This is a genomic window from Streptococcus gallolyticus subsp. gallolyticus DSM 16831, assembly GCF_002000985.1.
Lineage (GTDB): Bacteria > Bacillota > Bacilli > Lactobacillales > Streptococcaceae > Streptococcus > Streptococcus gallolyticus.
On sequence record NZ_CP018822.1, the window covers coordinates 133,582 to 150,439 of the forward strand.

15 protein-coding genes are annotated in these 16,858 nt (G+C 38.5%); 12 read left to right on the top strand and 3 right to left on the bottom strand.

The window, feature by feature from the left end; translation table 11 throughout:
* Positions 1-58 precede the first annotated feature (58 nt).
* The 4 genes from groES (at position 59) to BTR42_RS00885 (ending at position 5,778) form a co-directional block, all read left to right on the top strand.
* Positions 59-343 (top strand): co-chaperone GroES, encoded by a 285-nt coding sequence (gene groES, locus BTR42_RS00865; protein WP_077495953.1) that lies wholly within the window; start codon positions 59-61, stop codon positions 341-343.
* A gap of 67 nt (positions 344-410) precedes the next feature.
* Positions 411-2,039, top strand: a complete 1,629-nt coding sequence (gene groL, locus BTR42_RS00870; RefSeq protein WP_009853265.1) for a chaperonin GroEL — start codon at positions 411-413, stop codon at positions 2,037-2,039.
* A gap of 168 nt (positions 2,040-2,207) precedes the next feature.
* Entirely contained in the window at positions 2,208-3,113 is a 906-nt protein-coding gene (locus tag BTR42_RS00875) for a helix-turn-helix domain-containing protein (protein WP_074658480.1), read from the top strand.
* 1,045 nt (positions 3,114-4,158) lie between these two features.
* A complete protein-coding gene (locus BTR42_RS00885) occupies positions 4,159-5,778 on the top strand; it encodes a zinc ribbon domain-containing protein (protein WP_077495955.1) in 1,620 nt (539 codons plus the stop codon).
* A gap of 90 nt (positions 5,779-5,868) precedes the next feature.
* On the opposite strand, the gene BTR42_RS00890 is transcribed toward BTR42_RS00885, so the two are convergent.
* Positions 5,869-6,729, bottom strand: a complete 861-nt coding sequence (locus BTR42_RS00890) for an RluA family pseudouridine synthase (RefSeq protein WP_077495957.1) — start codon at positions 6,727-6,729, stop codon at positions 5,869-5,871.
* Between the two features lie 57 nt (positions 6,730-6,786).
* On the bottom strand, positions 6,787-6,984 hold the full coding sequence (locus tag BTR42_RS00895; RefSeq protein WP_012961345.1) for a hypothetical protein: 198 nt from the start codon (positions 6,982-6,984) through the stop codon (positions 6,787-6,789).
* Positions 6,985-7,169: 185 nt separating this feature from the next.
* On the opposite strand from BTR42_RS00895, the gene pbp2a reads away from it, so the two are divergent.
* From pbp2a to nusG, 4 genes are all read left to right on the top strand, one after another.
* Positions 7,170-9,494 carry a penicillin-binding protein PBP2A gene (pbp2a, locus tag BTR42_RS00900; RefSeq protein ID WP_061458840.1) on the top strand — a complete coding sequence of 775 codons (2,325 nt, stop codon included), beginning with the start codon at positions 7,170-7,172 and terminating at the stop codon, positions 9,492-9,494.
* Between the two features lie 51 nt (positions 9,495-9,545).
* Positions 9,546-9,698: a 50S ribosomal protein L33 gene (rpmG, locus tag BTR42_RS00905; protein WP_003062986.1), complete on the top strand. Its 153-nt coding sequence runs from the start codon at positions 9,546-9,548 to the stop codon at positions 9,696-9,698.
* A gap of 71 nt (positions 9,699-9,769) precedes the next feature.
* Positions 9,770-9,946, top strand: a complete 177-nt coding sequence (gene secE, locus BTR42_RS00910; protein ID WP_003062989.1) for a preprotein translocase subunit SecE — start codon at positions 9,770-9,772, stop codon at positions 9,944-9,946.
* A gap of 199 nt (positions 9,947-10,145) precedes the next feature.
* Positions 10,146-10,685, top strand: coding sequence for a transcription termination/antitermination protein NusG (gene nusG, locus BTR42_RS00915; protein WP_013851412.1), 540 nt, complete (start codon positions 10,146-10,148; stop codon positions 10,683-10,685).
* An 89-nt stretch (positions 10,686-10,774) separates the two neighbouring features.
* On the opposite strand, the gene BTR42_RS00920 is transcribed toward nusG, so the two are convergent.
* The gene (locus BTR42_RS00920; RefSeq protein WP_009853273.1) at positions 10,775-11,488 is read right to left on the bottom strand and encodes an ion transporter; all 714 of its coding nucleotides are present in this window, start codon (positions 11,486-11,488) and stop codon (positions 10,775-10,777) included.
* Positions 11,489-11,596: 108 nt separating this feature from the next.
* Between BTR42_RS00920 and BTR42_RS00925 the strand changes: the two genes are divergently transcribed.
* From BTR42_RS00925 to BTR42_RS00940, 4 genes are all read left to right on the top strand, one after another.
* Positions 11,597-12,442, top strand: a complete 846-nt coding sequence (locus BTR42_RS00925; protein ID WP_077495959.1) for a patatin-like phospholipase family protein — start codon at positions 11,597-11,599, stop codon at positions 12,440-12,442.
* Positions 12,443-12,574: 132 nt separating this feature from the next.
* Positions 12,575-15,076: a leucine--tRNA ligase gene (leuS, locus tag BTR42_RS00930; RefSeq protein WP_012961348.1), complete on the top strand. Its 2,502-nt coding sequence runs from the start codon at positions 12,575-12,577 to the stop codon at positions 15,074-15,076.
* A gap of 254 nt (positions 15,077-15,330) precedes the next feature.
* Positions 15,331-16,362 (top strand): aldose epimerase family protein, encoded by a 1,032-nt coding sequence (locus tag BTR42_RS00935; protein ID WP_077495961.1) that lies wholly within the window; start codon positions 15,331-15,333, stop codon positions 16,360-16,362.
* 215 nt (positions 16,363-16,577) lie between these two features.
* Positions 16,578-16,802, top strand: coding sequence for a DUF4649 family protein (locus BTR42_RS00940; RefSeq protein ID WP_077495963.1), 225 nt, complete (start codon positions 16,578-16,580; stop codon positions 16,800-16,802).
* Positions 16,803-16,858: the final 56 nt, after the last annotated feature.

The following is a 16,858-nucleotide window of genomic DNA, read 5'->3' on the forward strand; positions in this document are numbered from 1 at the left end:
AAAGAATTTAGCTCTGCTATTTTCAAACAAAAATTAAGAGATAATTGGAGGCAAAAGCATGTTAAAACCATTAGGTGACCGTGTGGTCTTGAAAGTTGAAGAAGAAAAAGAGCAAACAGTTGGTGGTTTTGTCCTTGCTGGCGCAAGCAAAGAAAGAACTCAAGTAGCAACTGTTGTAGCAATCGGTGACGGTGCTCGTACCTTGACAGGTGAACTGGTAGCGCCAAGTGTTGCAGCAGGTGATAAAGTTATTATTGAAAATGGTGTTGGAATTGAAGTCAAAGACGACGATAACACAGTAACTATCGTTCGTGAAGCAGATATTTTGGCTATTCTAGCATAAGAGAGATTGTGCTATAAACGTTTATTTAGAAAATTTATCAATAGAAATAAAATAGAGGAAACTAATCATGGCAAAAGATATTAAATTTTCAGCAGATGCACGTGCAAGCATGATGCGTGGTGTGGATATTTTGGCAGATACCGTTAAAGTAACCTTAGGCCCTAAAGGTCGTAATGTGGTTCTTGAAAAATCATTTGGTTCACCACTTATCACAAATGATGGTGTGACAATCGCCAAAGAAATCGAATTAGAAGACCATTTTGAAAATATGGGAGCTAAACTTGTATCAGAAGTTGCTTCAAAAACAAACGACATCGCTGGTGACGGTACGACAACTGCCACAGTATTGACACAAGCTATCGTTCGTGAAGGTCTTAAAAACGTTACTGCGGGCGCAAACCCAATTGGTATCCGTCGTGGTATCGAATCAGCTGTCGCTGTTGCAGTTGACGAATTAAAAGCCATTGCTCAACCAGTTGCTAATAAAGAAGCGATTGCTCAAGTCGCTGCGGTTTCATCACGTTCTGAAAAAGTTGGTGAATACATTTCAGAAGCTATGGAAAAAGTTGGCAACGACGGTGTTATCACTATCGAAGAATCACGTGGTATGGAAACAGAACTTGACGTTGTTGAAGGTATGCAATTTGACCGTGGTTACCTTTCACAATACATGGTTACTGACAATGAAAAAATGGTTGCTGACCTTGAAAATCCATACATCTTGATTACAGATAAGAAAATCTCAAACATTCAAGACATTTTGCCACTTCTTGAAGAAGTGCTTAAAACTAGTCGTCCACTTCTTATTATTGCTGATGATGTTGACGGTGAAGCTCTTCCAACACTTGTGCTTAACAAAATTCGTGGTACTTTCAACGTTGTAGCTGTTAAGGCTCCTGGATTTGGTGACCGTCGTAAAGCAATGCTTGAAGATATTGCCGTTTTAACTGGTGGTACTGTCATCACAGAAGACCTTGGTCTTGATTTGAAAGATGCCAACATGACAGCTCTTGGACAAGCTGCTAAAGTAACTGTTGATAAAGATAGTACAGTTATTGTTGAAGGAGCTGGTGAGGCTTCAGCTATCGCTAATCGTGTCAATGTGATTAAATCACAACTCGAAGCAACAACATCAGAATTTGATCGTGAAAAATTACAAGAACGTTTAGCTAAATTAGCTGGTGGAGTAGCTGTTATCAAAGTTGGTGCAGCGACAGAAACAGAATTGAAAGAAATGAAATTGCGTATTGAAGATGCGCTTAATGCCACACGCGCTGCCGTTGAAGAAGGTATTGTTGCAGGTGGTGGTACAGCACTTGTCAATGTCATTTCAAAAGTTGCTGAACTTGAACTTGACGGTGATGAAGCAACAGGTCGTAACATTGTTCTTCGTGCTCTTGAAGAACCGGTTCGTCAAATTGCATTCAATGCTGGTTACGAAGGTTCAGTTATCATCGAACACTTGAAAAACTCAGAAGTTGGTACAGGATTTAACGCTGCCAACGGTGAATGGGTAAACATGGTTGAAGCAGGTATCATTGACCCTGTTAAAGTAACACGTTCAGCCCTTCAAAATGCCGCGTCAGTTGCAAGTCTTATTTTGACAACTGAAGCCGTTGTGGCTAATCATCCAGAACCAGCTGCACCAGCGCCAGCAGCTCCAGGTATGGACCCATCAATGATGGGTGGCTTCTAAGCTAGATAAATGATTATTAAAAATAACGAAAACTCCTCAAATTCTGAGGAGTTTTCATTTGCCTTGAAAGCAATGTCTTTATTTAAGAGTTTTATAACAAAATTTGATATAATAAGAAAAAGTATAGATAACGTGGAAAAGAGCTAGCGCTCATTGTTATGGAGAAAAATGATATTGAACGAAAAAGAATTAATGAATTTAGGTGAACTTTATCGGGAACTCAGAGTGGCGCGTGGGCTAAAATTAAAAGATGTGGCACGTGGCAATTTGTCTCTTTCACAATTATCAAAATTTGAAAATGGGCAAACAATGTTAGCAGCTGATAAATTGTTAGTAGCTATTTCTGGGATTCACATGAGTTTCGCCGAGTTCGGGCACGCTTTAAATCATTATCAAGAAAGCCCCTTTTTTGCTGTTGGTAAACAGATTGCAAAATTACAGTTAAAGGGTGATGTTGAAGGATTAAAACAATTGCTGAACACTTTGGAAGATACGGAAACATTTGACACCTATAACCGACTAAATAGGATAGATGTCGCTAGCGCTATTCATTCACTAGACCCAAATTATGAAATCGCCGATGAGGACAAGAAGTTTTTGACAGACTATCTTTATGGTATAGAAGAATGGACGGAGTATGAACTGTACATTTTTGGAAATACAATGGCTATTTTGTCAGATGCAGATTTGATTTTCTTAGGGAAAGCTTTTGCAGAACGTGATAAGTTTTATTTATCATTGCCGCAGCATAAAAAAACAGCAGAGCTAACCTTTTTAAATATTATCTTTGCGCTAATTGACCGCGAAGAGTTTTATTACACCACTTTTTTTATTGATAAACTGGAAAAATTATTAAATTATCAAGATATGTTTGCGATTGTTGTTTTAAATTTCTTAAGGCAAATTCTAGCTTATTTAAAAGGTGAAATAACAACGACCGAACCAATGGAAGAATATATTGAAATGGTAGAAAAACTAGGTAACCCTACAACTGCTTTGGTGTTAAGAGAACGGTTAGAAGAATTTTGCCTAAAAGACAAGAAAAGAGCAGATAAACAACCACCGCTAACCTAATAGTGGATAATTGTTATCTACTCTCCGTGTTCGGAAATAGTTGGCACTAATTAAAATGGCCAAATTCTAAAAGTTAGAAGAACAGCTGCTACAGCAATCAATTTTTTGAGCATAACATTACCTCCCTTTTCTATCCATTATAGAATAAATTAAGAAAAAAAGCTAAAATTCTCAAATATGAAAAAAATATTTTTAAATTTTCATATTTGCGAATTTTTAATATCGGCAGTTTTCTATGTTATATTATATCCATAAGTATTTTGATTTTGGGAGCATACTCGAAAACCAAGATATTGTTCTAAGGGAATTGGACCTTCCTAGGAGAAAATTAGCAGAATTGCTAAATAAGACTTGAACAATGACCAGTTCAAGTTAACAAGTCATACCTTTTTCAATTGAGTGACACCGTCTGTAGTATTCGTAGTAGTATTATTTACTCAATTACAAATTAGTATATCCATGAGGTATGACAACATTAAGAACGGTTTATAAGGTTTGTTTTAGACATGATTGTTCACATATAAAATCACTGATAGCTAACCTAGACATCCTCGTAGACCTTATATTTATTTGACACCGTATTTTCGGTTGGGGGCAGCTGAAAATATGTTGGTGCAGCTTGATGACTGATTACCTTCTGAAAAGACTGATAAGCTACACTAAAAAACTTAAAGAAAAAACGAACTTTTTGATTTGGTGGGGTTCGTTTTTTCTTTTGCGTCAATTTTTCCAAGAAGCATTAAAATGGTCGAAAAATAATAGAAGGTGTAGTATACTAAAAGCAACAATAACAGTTTACTCGTGAATGTAGTAGTTTTTGAGGTGAAGGGGGTAAGCTTATGTTCTTTTGGTTAGGCGTTGCTGGTGCGGTTTTGGGTGCTATTTATATTGTTAGGATTGATAATAAAGATGATTTTTGACTAATGGCGGCTTTTTGAGCCGTTTTTTCTGTTTTTTACTGTAATATGGTGTGGCTGTTTTGTAACAAGAGATTAAAGAGCTTTTGATATAATATGTGAAATAGTAAGAATAATGGAGAAAAGTCATGAAAAAGATAAAAAGCATTTTAAGATTTAAAAAAGTTTGGATACCTAGTCTTATTTTAGGACTTGCTTTGGTACTATTTTTGGTGTGGGGGAGTTTTCATTATTCAAAGAAACATTTGATTGAGGAATATGTCTCTGCTTACCGTCAGTCTGGCGATACGTTTGAAAATATCAAGGGGTATGTCGTCTGGTCGGATACCAATCAACAAGTGACGAATGATCAAGCGCAATATACGACGTTTACAAAGCTTTCTAAAAGTGAAGCCCAAAAACTGTCAGAGACGCTAGAGAAGGCAGACAGTTCAGATGATTCCTACATTAAAAAAGTGGGGCGAAGATTTCTCTTTTTCCCAGCTTACCGAGTAGCTTTAAAACCAATGAGTTTAACCATTAAGACAAATATTAATCAAGTTGATGTTCTTCTAAATGAGAAAAAAGTAGCGGTTAGTGATTCGGAAGACTATACGTTAACACTTGAGCGTTTACCAATTGCGGATTATACGGCGAGTATTTCAGGCACTTATAATGGGAAGTCAGTAGAGCTAAGTAAGGCTTATGACGGTGAGAATAGCTTGTTGGATTTGACTGTTAGTTTTAAAACATTCAAAGTAACAAGTAATTTGACTGACGGTGAGCTTTATTTTGATGACACACGCATTGGGACTTTGTCAAATGGTGAGTATGATGTGAGTGATTATCCTTTGACAGATTCTGCGCAAGCTTATGTTAAAAAGAATTATTCAGACGGAGAATTGACATCACAAAAGCAGGCTCTTTCTGGCATTTCTGATGGTGATACGGTGGCTTTAGATGCTGAAAATCTCTTAGATGAAGCAAGTGCTGGTCAGATTCTTGTGTCAGCTTTTGACCAATTGATTTCGTATTTAAGCACGGGTCAAGATTCATCAACTGTCTCTACGGTATTTGAAGATGGAGCGAATAATGAGTTTTATAAAGGCTTAAAAGAGAGCATTAAGGCGAAAATGCAGACAGATACTCGTAAGGCGTCAAGTCTGACTGTGCCAGCCATCACGCTGACGAGTCTGTCTCAGATTGGCAAGGAGTCCTATCTCGTTAACTTTTCAGCAACTTATGATTTTTATTATGATAAATCAACAGATAGCGAGAAAAATACGTCTGGTGATGTTATTCAGACCTTGGAAGGCAAGATGACCTTGAAAAAATCAGGTTCAAGCTATGTTGTGGCTAATTCTGGGCAAAAAAATATCACCGTGACAGGTGAGAATAATCAAGTAAAATCAGATTCAGTCTTCCCAGAAAAAATCTTGGGAACATGGAAGGTTGATGATAAGGATGACATGACGTTCAAGTTTGAGGCTGACGGTACGATTACTAAAACAACGAAAGATAACGAAGTCAAAACAGCGAAAGTTACTAAACTTGAAGAAGAGGGGGACAATATTTATCGTTATGTTTACGATGACGGTACCGATACATCAGCTTTTATTACTAGCGGTATTGGCGGTATCGGTGTCAAATATGCTTTCGGTATTAAAATTGATGGGTCACATTTGAAATTAGTCCTTTGGCAAACTGGAACAAATGACGATTTTGATTACAGTAAACCACTTTACGGCAATACATTGACGAAAAAATAGAAAATTATTCCGTTTAACGATTAAAAAGCGCACAAAGAACGGCACCCCAAAAGTTAGATACAAAATCTAATGATTGGGGTGCTTTTGTTTTTATGATAAGCCTGCTTCAAAGGTTTGAGATTTGGCTTCAACGCTGATTTTTTCAAGGGTAAATGGGTGTGTGAAACTTAATTTGTGCGCGTGTAGCATAAGACGTTTGGCAGGGCTTTTGCTATAAAGTGGGTCGCCAATAATGGCATGGTTGTGAGCTGATAAGTGCACACGAATCTGATGCGTGCGTCCCGTCTTTAAGCGACATTTAACCAGAGTTCCATTTGGAAAAACTTTGAGGCGGTCAACGATGGTTAAGGCAGTTTGCCCATTTTTGCGGTCAACCACGCGCTTTCTACGGTCATGACGGTCGCGCCCAATTTTATCTTGAAAGACTTGGTGTTTGGGTTCGAATTTTCCTTGCACCAAAGCCCAGTATTCGCGAGCAATGTCTTTGTTTTCTAGCAAGCGATTGAGGATTGGCAAGACAAAAGGATTTTTGGCAAACATGACAGCTCCGCTAGTTTCCATGTCTAAACGGTGAATCACATAGCACGTTTGTCCGACATAGGCAGAGACGTGGTTAAGCAGAGCGATTTCATTGGGTTCGTTGCCATGGGTTTTCATGCCTTCTGGTTTGTTGACGATGATGAGGTGTTCGTCTTGATAAAGACAATCAACCAGCTCAGCTTGTCCAAAAGGAATCTCTTTTTTGGGATAATCGTCATCATCAAAAACTAAATGAATCGTGTCACCAGTTTTGACCAAACTCTGCCAATTAATCATTTCTCCGTTGATACGAAGATGTTTTTTAGTGCGCAAGAAGTGGCGAATTTTTCGTGGAATGAGTAAATGCTCTTCTAAAAGTTCTTTGACCGTGCAGTCTGGATAAGGATTCTTAAGCGTAAATGATAAAGTCATAGCTCTATTATAGCATGACTACAAGTTAAAACGCACCTTGTTCGGTGCGCTGATAGTTTATTTTTGGTCGTTTTCGTGCAACCAATCGTGGTATTTTTCCAACAAATTAACTGCCATTTGAGTTGCGACTGCCATTGAATAGGCTTCTGTGCCTTCGGCTTCACTTTCAGAAACTTCAATTTTTGTTTCATCATAAACGGCTTTTAAACTTTCGTGTGACAATGTTTTTTTAAATGCTTCAAATCCTTTGTTCATCGTGAAATCCTTTCTAATACTCGGTAGAAGTATTGTGGGAATGAGTGGCTGTTTGAGACCAGTTGTGCCTGTTTTTCTATGCTTTTATTTTATCACAAAAAGGCTAAAATGAAATGAAAACGTTGTATTATTTAAGGAATCCCTTTATCTCTGACGATTTTAAAAGAAATTGATATAATGTAGCTATGACAAAATTAAAAATGATTAAAGAAAAAATTCTTTCTTTGTTTAATGACATCAAGGAGAGAATACCTTCTCACAATCACAGTAAGCGTAACTCATCTGAGGAGGAGTTATCAGGCGCTACTGTCAATGAATTTGAAACAGAAAAAACAGAAGAAAAAGAAGCAACACCAACGTATCAGCGAAGCAAAGGACACCACGAAAAGGTGAAAAAATCGCCTGCTTGGGTGCAAAAAATCTCTCGCTTCATGCCCTCCACCAAAAATCCAATCCGACGTTTCTGGCGTCGCTACCGTATTGGAAAAATTCTGCTTATTTTAACAGGAATTGGTGTTTTAGCGATTGGTTCTTACCTTTACTTTGTCGCCAAATCAACGAATGTTTCGGATTTGCAAGATGCTTTGAAAGCAACAACTGTTATCTATGACCAAAATGGTGACCAAGTCGGTTCGCTTTCAGGTCAAAAAGGAACGTATGTCGAATTAGATGCTATCAGTGATAACATGAAAAATGCGGTTATTGCAACCGAGGACCGAACTTTCTATGAAAATAGCGGGATTAATTATTCACGTTTTTTCCTGGCTCTGTTCACCTTTGGGCACTTTGGTGGTGGTTCGACAATCACCCAGCAATTAGCTAAAAATGCTTATCTGAGTCAAGAACAGACAATCACCCGAAAAGCCAAGGAATTCTTTCTCGCGCTCGAGTTAACCAAAAAATACACCAAAGATGAAATCTTGACCATGTATCTGAACAATGCTTATTTTGGAAATTCGGTCTGGGGAATTGAGGACGCAAGTCAAAAATATTTTGGCACCAGCGCAGCAAATTTAACCATTGAACAATCAGCGATTCTTGCTGGGATGTTGAAAGGTCCTGAAATTTACAATCCTTATTATTCTATTGAAAATGCGACAAATCGTCGTAATACGGTCCTAAGTGTTATGGTTGATGCTGGTAAAATCACGCAGGAAGAGGCTGATGAAGCTGAGCAAGTTGATATTTCCAGCGAGCTTAACGATACCTACACAGGAACTTCTGACGATTACCAATACGCTTCTTATTTTGATGCGGTTATTCAGGAAGCTGAAGAAACATATGGCTTATCAGAAGATGATATTGTCAATAATGGCTATAAAATCTACACAGAGCTTGACCAAAATTATCAAGCCAATATGCAAGCTGTTTTTGATAATACGTCTTACTTCCCAACATCAGATTATGACGGTGAAAGTGCCCAAGGAGCAAGTGTTGCTATGGACCCATCAACGGGGGCTGTTCGTGGTCTGGTAGGGCGTGTTAGCTCAACCTCTGCAACCTTCCGAAGTTTCAACTATGCGACACAAGCATCACGTAGCCCTGGTTCAACCATCAAACCTCTGGTGGTTTATTCACCAGCGGTTGCCTCAGGTTATTCAATTACAACTGAATTGCCAAATACGGTTCAAGACTACGATGGCTATGCACCAACAAACTATGGTGGCATTGAGACAGATGATTTGCCAATGTATCAAGCCTTAGCTAATTCTTATAATATCCCTGCTGTTTATCTCTTAAATGAAATTGGTATCAGTAAGGGAATTAGCTACGGTAAGAAATTTGGTCTCAACATGGACAATGTCAGCGAGGAATTGGGTATTGCGCTCGGTGGTGGTGTCACAACGAATCCACTTGAAATGGCGCAAGCCTATTCAACCTTTGCTAATGGTGGTGTGATGCCAAAAGCTCATTTGATTACCAAAATCGAAAATGCTAGCGGTGATGTGATTGCAGAATTTAAACAATCCAATAAACGCGTCATTAGCCAATCCGTCGCAGATAAGATGACAAGCATGATGCTCGGAACATTCTCAAACGGCTCTGCTATTAACGCTAATGCTTATGGCTACACGATGGCAGGTAAGACAGGTACCGTAGAAGCAAGCTTCAATGAAGACTTGACAAGTGACCAATGGGTAATTGGCTATACGCCTGATGTTGTTATTGCTCAATGGATTGGTTATGATTCGACTGATGAAAATCACTACCTAACCGACGCAAGTTCGGGAACGGCATCAACCATTTTTAGTGCGGTAGCAAGTAGCATTTTACCATATACGGCAGGAACAGAGTTTACCGTCGAAAATGCTTATAGCCAGAATGGATACGATTTAGTTTATAGCACCGATGATTCAACAGATACAAGCAGTAGCAGTTCGTCATCAAGCTCTGACAGTATCCTTGATAAAGTGCAAGAATCCGCACAAAACGCTGGCGACACGATTGGACGAGCGGTTAAAGACGCTTGGGATAGTTTCTCAAGTTGGTTTAACAGCCAGACGAACTAACGAACTTGCCAACTTATCAAAAACATGATAAAATAAGGTCTCGGAGGCATTATGGCACAGAAAAAAGCAAGTTTAGCTTGTACAGAATGTGGAAGCCGTAACTACTCTATTGGAGTTAGTAGTAATCCAAAGCCTGTACGACTAGAAGTTAATAAATTTTGTAAACATTGTAAAAAATACACACTACATAAAGAAACACGTTAATCATTTTATGTAGCAACTGGCATTCTCAGCTTTAGAGTAATGAGCGGAGATGATAGAAAAAGGAGGCGCCCGTGGCATTCATTAAGGGAGTTTTTACGATTTTAAAAGACACAACATGGCCAAATCGTAAACAACGTTGGAAAGATTTTATTTCTGTACTTGAATATACAGCATTCTTTACCATTGTTATTTTCATTTTCGATAAATTGCTCTCACTCGGAGTGACAGATTTATTGAATCGTTTTTAAGATTAAGTTTGATTTGAAGTTTTGCAGCAGCAAGCTTCTGATTGATGATTAAGTCAAAAGAAGTCTGAGAAGTCCTTTCTCAGGCTTTTTTGTGCGCATTTGGCAGCAATTCGTTGACAGCGCTTATTATTTTTCCTATAATAAAATAAAGAAAAACACCCAAAGAGCCTTGCTGGGCTTTTTTATAATGGAGGAAATTATGTTAGATTCATTTGATAAGGGTTGGTTCGTTTTACAAACTTACTCTGGTTACGAAAACAAAGTTAAAGAAACATTGTTGCAACGTGCGCAAACTTACAATATGTTAGATAACATCTTGCGCGTTGAAATACCAACACAAACAGTTAATGTTGAAAAAAATGGGAAAGTCAAAGAAGTTGAAGAAAATCGTTTCCCAGGTTATGTCTTAGTTGAAATGGTGATGACAGACGAAGCTTGGTTCGTTGTTCGTAACACACCAAACGTTACTGGATTCGTTGGGTCACACGGTAACCGTTCAAAACCAACACCACTTTTGGAAGAAGAAATTCGTTCAATTCTTATCTCAATGGGACAAACTGTTGATGTCATTGACACAAATATCAAACCAGGTGATGTGGTTCAAATCATCGACGGCGCCTTTGCAGGACAAGAAGGACGTGTTGTTGAAATTGAAAACAACAAAGTGAAATTGATGATTAACATGTTCGGAACTGAAACACAAGCTGAATTGGAGCTTTACCAAATCGCTGAATTGTAATGATTTTTCACAAGCCTAACGTGTATATTGGCTTACATTCTAAAACGCTGAACTCTTAGACGGAATTCAGCGTTTTTTGTATTTGAATGCTATTTTGATTCGGTATCTTCTTTTTCGATTTCTTCGAGGTAGCCTGCAGTCATGATGCTGACAGGGAGTGCAATGATAGCAACGCCGAGGATAGAAGAAATCATTGTGATTAATTTTCCAATTTCAGAAACGGCATAAATATCACCGTAACCTACCGTTGTCAAAGAAATGGTTGACCAATAAAGCGCGTCAAAAAAGTTTTTAAAGGTATCTGGTTCAACATTGAAAATAACCAGAGCCGAGATAAAAATGTAGGTAATAACCAAGGCACCAACAATAAATAGTGATTCCTTTTGTCTTTTGAGAACATTTATCAGCAGATTAAGGCTTTTAGAATAACGAAAAAGTTTAAATACGCGAATGGTGCGAACCATGCGAATGATTTTCAACAGTTTAAAGGTATTATTCCAAAAAAGGACAGAGGATAAAATGGCGATTAAGTCAGTAATAGCAAGGAAAGTGAAAGGGTATTTGACAAAGGATAATTTTCCTTGATTTAGCTTATAATCGGCGGTTATAAAACGCAAAAAGTAGTCGATAATAAAAATAATCGTTGTGATAGCATCAAGCGTGATATAAAATGACGTCGTTGTCTTACTTGTCAGTGGCAATAAGCTAACCACGATAGCACAAACCATAAAAACATCGTAAATTTTTTCAACGGTTGTTAGGTTATCAGAAGGTTCAATAATATTAAAAAGCTGTTTTCTCATGAATGTCTCCCTGATGTTGTTAGGACTATTATAACATAGCAAAAACACTCTAAATAGCATGTTTTTTGGTATAATAAGTAACAAAACGAGAAAGAACGGAGAATGAGGATGTCTGTTGGTTTAGTATTAGAAGGTGGCGGCATGCGCGGCTTGTACACCGCTGGTGTCTTGGATACCTTTTTAGATGCGGGAATTAAGGTGGACGGTGTTGTCTCGGTGTCTGCTGGCGCTCTTTTTGGGGTGAATTTTTTGTCAAAACAAAAAGGCAGAGCCCTCCGTTATAATAAAAAATATGCCTCAAATCCAGGATACATGGGACTTCGTTCATGGTTAAAAACGGGAAATGTGGTCAATAAAGAATTTGCCTATTACAAAGTTCCGATGGAATTGGATGTTTTTGACGAGGAAGCTTTTGAAAAATCAGGTGTGCCTTTCTATGCAACGGTAACGAATTTAGCAACAGGAAAAGCTGAGTATCATAAGGTTGACAATGTTTTTGAACAAATGGAGTTGCTTCGTGCGAGTTCCGCATTGCCTTTGGCGTCAAAAATCGTTGAGTGGCAAGGCAATAAATACCTTGATGGTGGTCTGTCAGACAGTATTCCAGTCGATTTTGCCAAAAGCCTTGGTTTTGATAAATTGATTGTTGTTTTAACACGTCCAATTGATTACCGTAAAAAGCCAAGTAATGGTCATGTCTATAAACTTTTTTACAGAAAATACCCTAAGTTTGTAGAAGTCGCTTCAAAACGTTATCAACACTATAACGACACCATTGAACACATTAGCAATTTGGAAAATAAAGGCGAACTTTTTGCCATTCGCCCAAGCCAAAATCTAGAAATCGGACGACTTGAAACCAACCCCGACAAATACGAAGAAATTTACCAAATCGGTGTCAAAGATACCAAAGCAATCATGGAACAATTGAAAGATTATTTAACAAATGACTAAATGAGCATTTGATTTGACTAAAAATTCTTCTTATCAACTGAAAACAGGCATGAAATCCCTTGTGATTTCGCCTTTTTTCTTTATTCTTTTCGTGGTATAATAGTAACCAACACTAAGAACATGGAGAATGACATGGCAACTTATAATCATAAAGAAATTGAGAAAAAATGGCAGGCCTATTGGGCTGATAATCATACGTTTAAAACAGGAACAGACGCTGATAAACCAAATTTTTATGCGTTGGATATGTTCCCTTACCCATCTGGAGCTGGTCTGCACGTAGGACATCCAGAAGGATACACTGCGACTGATATTCTTAGCCGTTTCAAACGTGCTCAAGGCTACAACGTTCTTCACCCAATGGGTTGGGATGCTTTCGGACTTCCTGCCGAACAATACGCAATGGATACAGGTAATGATCCAGCTGAATTTACAGCTCAAAACATTGCAAACTTCAAACGCCAAATCAACTCACTTGGTTTCTCATATGACTGGGATCGTGAGGTGAACACAACTGACCCTAATTATTACAAATGGACTCAGTGGATTTTCACAAAATTATACGAAAAAGGCTTGGCGTACGAAGCTGAAGTGCCAGTAAACTGGGTTGAAGAATTAGGGACAGCTATCGCCAACGAAGAAGTGCTGCCTGACGGAACATCTGAACGTGGTGGTTATCCAGTTGTTCGTAAACCAATGCGCCAATGGATGCTTAAAATCACAGCTTACGCTGAACGTCTGCTCGAAGATTTAGAAGACCTTGATTGGCCAGAATCAATCAAAGATATGCAACGTAACTGGATTGGTAAATCAACTGGTGCTAACGTTACTTTTAAAATCAAAGATACGGATAAAGATTTCACCGTATTTACAACTCGTCCAGATACATTATTTGGTGCGACTTACGCTGTTTTAGCGCCTGAGCACCCACTTGTTGAAGCTATTACAACACCAGAACAAGCGCAAGCAGTTGCTGACTACAAACACCAAGCAAGCCTTAAATCTGACCTTGCTCGTACAGACCTTGCTAAAGAAAAAACAGGTGTTTGGACTGGTAGCTATGCCATTAACCCAGTAAATGGTAAAGAAATGCCAATCTGGATTGCTGATTATGTTCTTGTAAGCTATGGTACTGGTGCTATCATGGCGGTTCCTGCTCATGATACACGTGACTGGGAATTCGCAAAACAATTCGATTTGGAAATCATTCCAGTTCTTGAAGGCGGAAATGTTGAAGAAGAAGCTTACACAGAAGACGGACTTCACATCAATTCTGGTTTCCTAGACGGTCTTGATAAAGCGCAAGCTATTGACAAAATGGTTGAATGGCTTGAAGCAGAAGGCGTTGGTAACAAGAAAGTGACTTACCGCTTGCGTGACTGGCTCTTCTCACGTCAACGTTATTGGGGTGAACCAATCCCAATCATCCATTGGGAAGACGGTACAACAACAGCTGTTCCAGAGGAGCAATTACCACTTGTATTGCCAGTAACCAAAGACATCAAACCTTCAGGTACAGGTGAATCACCACTAGCTAACTTGACAGATTGGCTTGAAGTGACACGCGAAGACGGCGTTAAAGGTCGCCGCGAAACGAACACAATGCCACAATGGGCTGGTTCAAGCTGGTACTTCCTACGCTATATTGACCCACACAACGATGAAAAATTAGCTGATGAAGAATTGTTGAAACAATGGTTGCCAGTTGATATTTACATCGGTGGTGCAGAACACGCTGTGCTTCACCTTCTTTATGCTCGTTTCTGGCATAAATTCCTTTATGATTTAGGTGTCGTTCCAACCAAAGAACCATTCCAAAAACTCTTTAACCAAGGGATGATTTTGGGAACAAGCTACCGCGATCACCGTGGTGCGCTTGTGGCAACTGACAAAGTTGAAAAACGTGACGGTTCATTCTTCCACATTGAAACTGGTGAAGAACTTGAACAAGCACCAGCGAAAATGTCTAAATCACTTAAAAACGTTGTTAACCCTGATGATGTGGTTGAACATTATGGTGCAGATACACTTCGCGTGTACGAAATGTTCATGGGACCACTTGATGCCTCAATCGCATGGTCTGAAGAAGGTCTTGAAGGCTCACGTAAATTCCTCGACCGCGTCTATCGCTTGTTGACAACAAAAGAAATTGTTGCAGAAAATAATGGCAATTTGGATAAAGTCTACAACGAAACAGTCAAAGCTGTAACTGAACAACTTGAAGCCATGAAATTCAACACAGCTATTGCGCAATTAATGGTATTCGTCAACGCTGCTAACAAAGAGGACAAACTCTTTGCTGACTACGCTAAAGGCTTTGTACAATTGTTAGCACCATTTGCACCACACCTTTCTGAAGAATTGTGGCAAACATTGACACAATCAGGCGAATCAATTTCATATGTTGCATGGCCAACATGGGACGAAGCAAAACTCGTTGAAAACGACGTTGAAATTGTTATCCAAATCAAAGGTAAAGTACGTGCTAAACTCGTTGTGCCAAAAGATTCAAGCCGTGAAGAGCTTGAAAAACTTGCCCTTGCTAACGACAAAATCCAAACAGAAATCGCTGGCAAAGACATTATTAAAGTAATTGCGGTACCTAATAAACTTGTAAATATTGTTGTGAAATAGATTTTTGATACAAGTTTGTTAGCTTTATTTCCAACCTCAACCCCTCTCCCAGAGCTTTTGAGCAGTGCCTAACAAACTTGAATATCGTGGTAAAATAATCACTACTATAACCTTGAACTCCTGTCCAATGGGCAGGAGTTTTTGGTTTATGGAGATGATGTCTGGTAAAACTTGGTAAAACCTCATAGTAAACGTTTACAAAAAATTATCTAAAAGGTAAAATAAAAGAAAGAACCTAAGAAAGAGGGTAAAAAATGGAAGTCAGACAAGAAATTGTTGAGACAATTAATGGGCAAAAGGTTGAAAAATACACTATTATTAATGATAATGGTGTCCAAGTTGGTTTACTAACGCTGGGAGCAACTTGGCAAGAATTTTTAGTGCCAGATGACAAAGGTGGTCAGAAAAATCTTATCATTGGTTTTGATAAGCCAAGTGATTATCTGAAAAATCCTTTATGTGCAGGTCAATCAATCGGACGTGTTGCAGGGCGTATTAATCAAGGGAAAGTTAACCTTGATGGCAAAGAAATTCAGCTACCACAAAACGAAAAAGGAAACACTCTTCACGGTGGCTCTCAAGGATTTCATCAGCAAATCTGGACTGCATTTATCGAAGCTGGTCAAAATGCGCTTAGTGTGGTGATGACTTATGACGCTAAAGAGGAAATTGACCATTTCCCAGGAGATATGCAGGTAGAAGTACGATTTACGCTAGACAATGCAAATCGTTTTACGATTGTTTATACGGGCAAAAATGCTACTAAAACAACGCTTTTTAACCCAACTAACCATGTTTATTTTAACTTGGGAAATCGTCAAGATTTAAGTCAGCACACCTTCACTTTGGCAGCTGACCATTATTTAGAGACTCGTGATGATTTGATTCCGACAGGAAAATTCATTGACGTTGCTGGCACAGCTTATGATTTTCAAACTGGGCAAAACCTTGGAGAGACTATTGCTGATACAGGCGGGCTTGACGATGCTTTCTTGGTAAATGCTTCGCTTGATAAACCTTGTGGAGAATTGAAAGATGAGGAAAGTGGCGATTCTGTTCACCTTTATTCTGACCGTGATGCTTGGGTCGTTTACAGCATGGGTGGCATTCCTGAAGGTATTTATCCAGCGCGCGATAAGGGCAAAATGGCTAAAGAATTTGAAGCCTTAGCGCTTGAAGCACAATTTCTCCCAGATGCTATTAATCATGATAATTTTGGTGACATTACCCTGCAAGCAAATGAGGAGAAAAGCTACACAATTGCTTTTGAGTATCATAAAGAATAATATCGTTTTACAAATTCAGTTAAAAAGAGATCTCTGTTTGGAATCTCTTTTTATAATTTACAATCGATTCTTGCATTATGATTGAGAAAATCCAGTCAGAGCAAAATAGTTGTGTGAAAACACACTTTGTAGTAGCATAGTGTTATACAATTCTACATACTGTATTCCAACATTGAAGTAATATAGTATGACGAATTAGAAAGGAAATGTAAATAATGATTGAAATTACATTTTTAAACGCAGGAAACCAAGAACGAGTGGTGACGTTTGACTCATACGAGGAATTCGAACGTTCACAGCAAGTTTGCTCAATCGATATTGACGACTATTACAAAGTCACTAAGGTCGTTTATAACGGTCATGTACTGGATTATTCAGGAAATTATGGCAACTTATTTTACTACTTTTTAAAACAAGATTTAACACAATATCGTATTTAACGACATTTTTAATTTTTGAAATAAAAAGACGACCAGAGATTTGGTCGTTTTTGTCT